The organism is Streptomyces beijiangensis, from assembly GCF_017315755.1.
GTDB classification, from domain to species: Bacteria; Actinomycetota; Actinomycetes; order Streptomycetales; family Streptomycetaceae; genus Streptomyces; species Streptomyces beijiangensis.
The window spans coordinates 1-4,047 of record NZ_JAFLRJ010000135.1; the positions used below are offsets into that span (position 1 = coordinate 1).

A 4,047-nucleotide genomic window follows, 5' to 3' on the forward strand; every position below is an offset into this window, starting at 1 on the left:
GGGCTAGGGTCGGTCCCATGGCCAGGATCAATGACGTGGGCGGGATGCAGGGGTTCGGCGCCCTCGACACCACCGACGACGGCGAGCCCTTCCACGCCGACTGGGAGGCCCGCGTCTTCGGTCTCAACCGGGCGCTCGTCGCCCAAGGGGTCTACAACCTCGACGAGTTCCGCGATGCCGTCGAGTCCATGGCCCCTGCCGACTACCTCGCCGCGTCCTATTACGAGCGCTGGTTCCACGGCATCGTCGCGCTCCTGGAGCGCAAGGGCCTCATCGCGGCGGGCGAGCTCGATGACTGACGGCGGGTTCGCGCCCGGCACTCGCGTGCGGACCAGTCACCACGACCCCGTCCACCACACCCGCCTCCCGCGGTACGCCCGCGGGAAGCACGGTGTCGTCGTCGAGTCCGAGGGCAGCCACCCGCTCGCCGACATCCGGTCGCAGGGGCGCGCCGACTTCCCCGTGGAGCAGGTGTACGCGGTCCGGTTCGCGGCCAGGGACCTGTGGGGCGAGGGCGACCACCACGTCGTACTCGACCTCTGGGAAAGCTATTTGGAGGAGGAAGAGAGCCAGTGAGCGGTGACCATTCCGACGCCCTCATCTCCCGGCGCGTGCGCCGCCTGGAGACCCTCCTGGAGGAGCGCGGCATCGTCGGCGGCGCCACCCTCGACGAGGCGATCGACGCCTTCCTCAGCGGCGCGTCCCCCGCCAATGGTGCGCACGTCGTCGCCCGTGCGTGGACGGACCCGGACTTCCGTACGCGGCTGCTCGCCGACGCCAATGCCGCCGTCGCCGAACTGGGTTACGCGAGCGGGGGAGTCCAGCCCCAGCGCCTGCGCGTCGTCGAGAACACCGACCGTGTCCACAACGTCATCGTCTGTACCCTCTGCTCCTGCTACCCGCTCGGGCTGCTCGGCCCGTCCCCCGGCTGGTACAAGAGCGAGGCCTACCGCTCGCGGGTCGTCCGCGAACCCCGCGCGGTCCTGGAGGAGTTCGGGCTCACGCTTCCCGCCGACACCGGGATCACCGTCTGGGATTCCACCTCGGAGTCGCGGTACATGGTGCTGCCGCGTCGCCCGGCCGGAACCGACGGGCTCGACGAGAAGGCGCTGGCCGCGCTCGTCACCCGTAACGCCCTGATCGGCACCGCAGCGGTCTAGGCACCTTCACAGCGCAGCCGTCGAGTGCCACGCTGAGTCCATGAACGATCTTCTCGAACAGCTGCGCGCAGGTCTCCCCGCCGAGGCCCTGATCTCCGACCCGGACGTCATGGTCTCGTACGCCCACGACATGGCCTCCTTCTGCGAGGCCGGCGCTCCCGCCGTCGTGGTCCTCCCGCGCACCGTCGAACAGGTCCAGCACGTCATGCGTACGGCAACCGCCCTGCGCGTCCCCGTCGTGCCCCAGGGCGCCCGTACGGGCCTCTCGGGGGCGGCGAACGCGAGCGAGGGATGCATCGTCATCTCGCTCACCAAGATGGACCGCATCCTGGAGATCAGCACCGTCGACCGGATCGCGGTCGTCGAGCCGGGCGTCGTCAACGCCGTCCTCTCCCGCGCCGTCGCCGAGCAGGGCCTCTCCTACCCGCCGGACCCCTCCAGCTGGGAGATGTGCACCATCGGCGGCAACATCGGCACGGCCTCTGGCGGACTGTGCTGTGTGAAGTACGGAGTGACCGCGGAGTACGTCCTCGGCCTCGACATCGTCCTCGCCGACGGCCGGCTCCTCACCACGGGCCGCCGCACCGCCAAGGGGGTGGCGGGCTACGACCTCACCCGTCTCTTCGTCGGCTCCGAGGGCAGCCTCGGCATCGTCGTGAAGGCGGTCCTCGCCCTCAAGCCCACGCCGCCCCCGCAGCTCGCGCTCGCCGCCGAGTTCCCCTCCGCGGCCGCCGCCTGCGCCGCGGTCTGCCGGATCATGGAGGAGGGGCACACGCCGTCACTCCTCGAACTCATGGACCGCACCACGATCCAGGCCGTCAACAAGATGGCGCAGATGGGCCTCCCCGAAACGACGGAAGCCCTCCTCCTCGCCGCCTTCGACACCGCCGACCCCGCAGCCGACCTCGCGGCGGTCGGCGTGCTCTGTACGGAGGCCGGCGCCACCGACGTCGTCCCCGCCGAGAGCGCCGCCGAGTCCGAACTCCTCCTCCAGGCGCGGCGGATGTCGCTCACCGCGCTGGAGACCGTCAAGTCGGCCACCATGATCGACGACGTCTGCGTCCCCCGCTCGCAGCTCGGCGCGATGCTCGAAGGCACGGCGGCGATCGCAGCCAAGTACGACCTCACGATCGGCGTCTGCGCCCACGCGGGCGACGGCAACACCCACCCCGTCGTCTGCTTCGACCACGAGGACGCCGACGAGTCCCGCAGGGCCCGCGAGTCCTTCGACGAGATCATGGCGCTCGGTCTGGAACTCGGCGGCACGATCACCGGCGAACACGGTGTCGGCGTACTGAAGAAGGAGTGGCTCGCCCGCGAACTGGGCCCGGTCGGTCTGGAGATGCAGCGTGGCGTCAAGCGGGCCTTCGACCCGCTCGGCCTCCTCAACCCGGGCAAGCTCTTCTGATCCCGGCACCGGCACCCCCGTCTCACGCACCCTCCTCCGGCGCCGACTCGTCGGAGGGCCAGGGGTCGCGCAGCCACAGATCGTCGGCGGGCAGCGGCGCGAGCAGTTCGGCGAGCCCCTCGTCGATCCCGAGCTGTGCGGTCTCCGAGCCCGGGGGCACCGCCCGCAGCGTCCGCTCCATCCAGGCGGCGACCTGTGCCGACGGCGCCTCCAGGAGCGCGTCCCCGTCCGGCGAGGACAGCGCGATGAGGATGACGTTGCGCGATTCGACCTTCGTCGGCCAGATACGGACGTCGCCGTGACCGCAGGCCCTGAACACGCCCTCGACGAGCAGTTCGCGTGCGAAGGTCCAGTTGACGGGGGCGTCCGACCCGATGTGGAAGCTGACGTGCACGGCGTACGGATCGCCCGTGCGGTAGGTAAGCCTGGCCGGCACGGGGATGCTGCGCTCCGGCGAAAGGACCAGCCTGAGCTCGAGTTCGCGTTCCACCACGGTGTTCATGACGGGTGTTCCTCTCGTTCTGTACAGTCCCGGGAGCGGGCCGCTGCAAGGTGAGAGCGCGTCGGTGGACGTTCATTACGCGGGTTCGGGCACTGATTTCAGAAATCTTTCGCATGACCGGAAAGTGGCCCATACGGCAGGACCGGCCCTGGACCACACAGCCGTCTGATAGATGTGGTGCCTTGATATAAGGCCTCGAGGAGATACGGGACCACGGTGATGAGCGCCCCCACCCCGGCAACCGGAGACGGCAGCCCCGCCAGCGGCTACTACCCGGACCCGTCCATTCCCGGATATGTCCGGTACTGGAACGGATCCGCCTGGGTCCCCGGCACAAGCAGGCCCGCCCCGACGGACGGCGAGGTGCCCCCGGCGGCGCCCGCGGGTTCCGCCGTACCGCCCGCACGGGCGGTGCCCGTCGCACCCGCCGTTCCCGCGGCGGAGGAGACCGGGCCGATGTTCTTCGACGAGGAACCGGAGCACGACAGCAGGCAGGAGCCCTCCTCCGTCTGGCAGGCCGACACCTCGCGCCAGGCAGGGTTCGGCGGCGAACGCGACCAGCGGGTCTCCTGGGGCGGCCCGGTGCCGTCGCAGGCCCCGGCACAGGACCCGCGCGGCGTGCCGGCCCAGGCCCCGGCGGCTCAGGCCCCGGCATCCCAGACCCCGGCGGCCGAGCTTCCCGCGGCCCCGACGCCGGCCGCGCTTCCCCCCGTACAGCAGCCCCCTACGGACGGCACGGCTCTGATCCGCCGGGCCCGCCGCCCCGAGCCGACGCCCGAACAGGCCCCGCAGCGCGAGCCCGAGCCCGACCACACCACCGCGATCCGCGCGGTGCGCCCCCGGGGCGTGTCCGCCGCCACGAACCGCACCGACGGCACCATGGCCATCCGCTCGCTCTCCCAGGGACAGCAGCAGGGACAGGGACAGGGGCAGCCGGGGCCGCAGAACCGGTCCCAGAGCGCCCCGCAGGCCCCGGC

The 4,047-nt window shown here is 71.4% G+C and carries 6 protein-coding genes; 5 read left to right on the forward strand and 1 reads right to left on the reverse strand.

Annotated elements, in window-relative coordinates; all coding sequences use genetic code 11:
* The first annotated feature begins 17 nt into the window (after window positions 1–17).
* The 4 genes from J0695_RS45650 to J0695_RS14940 are packed head-to-tail and all read left to right on the forward strand — an operon-like array spanning window position 18 to window position 2,568.
* A complete protein-coding gene (locus J0695_RS45650) occupies window positions 18–299 on the forward strand; it encodes a hypothetical protein (protein ID WP_344104381.1) in 282 nt (93 codons plus the stop codon).
* Window positions 292–576 (forward strand): SH3-like domain-containing protein, encoded by a 285-nt coding sequence (locus J0695_RS45655; protein ID WP_344104378.1) that lies wholly within the window; start codon window positions 292–294, stop codon window positions 574–576. The genes J0695_RS45650 and J0695_RS45655 overlap by 8 nt, the downstream gene beginning before the upstream one ends.
* Window positions 573–1,160 (forward strand): nitrile hydratase subunit alpha, encoded by a 588-nt coding sequence (nthA, locus tag J0695_RS14935; RefSeq protein WP_206962516.1) that lies wholly within the window; start codon window positions 573–575, stop codon window positions 1,158–1,160. The genes J0695_RS45655 and nthA overlap by 4 nt, the downstream gene beginning before the upstream one ends.
* Window positions 1,161–1,200: 40 nt before the next feature.
* Window positions 1,201–2,568 (forward strand): FAD-binding oxidoreductase, encoded by a 1,368-nt coding sequence (locus J0695_RS14940; RefSeq protein ID WP_206962517.1) that lies wholly within the window; start codon window positions 1,201–1,203, stop codon window positions 2,566–2,568.
* Window positions 2,569–2,590: 22 nt separating this feature from the next.
* Here the strand turns inward: J0695_RS14940 and J0695_RS14945 are convergent, their stop codons facing one another.
* On the reverse strand, window positions 2,591–3,070 hold the full coding sequence (locus J0695_RS14945; protein ID WP_206962518.1) for an SsgA family sporulation/cell division regulator: 480 nt from the start codon (window positions 3,068–3,070) through the stop codon (window positions 2,591–2,593).
* Between the two features lie 219 nt (window positions 3,071–3,289).
* Here J0695_RS14945 and J0695_RS43870 point away from each other — a divergent pair.
* Window positions 3,290–4,047 (forward strand): DUF2510 domain-containing protein (locus J0695_RS43870; RefSeq protein ID WP_242552684.1); only part of this gene is annotated, 758 nt, incomplete at its 3' end.

Coding starts and splice junctions, on each gene's coding strand:
- J0695_RS45655 (WP_344104378.1), top strand. CDS start 292: ATGACTGACGGCGGGTTCGCGCCCGGCACTCGCGTGCGGACCAGTCAC.
- J0695_RS45650 (WP_344104381.1), top strand. CDS start 18: ATGGCCAGGATCAATGACGTGGGCGGGATGCAGGGGTTCGGCGCCCTC.
- J0695_RS14945 (WP_206962518.1), bottom strand. CDS start 3,070: ATGAACACCGTGGTGGAACGCGAACTCGAGCTCAGGCTGGTCCTTTCG.
- J0695_RS14940 (WP_206962517.1), top strand. CDS start 1,201: ATGAACGATCTTCTCGAACAGCTGCGCGCAGGTCTCCCCGCCGAGGCC.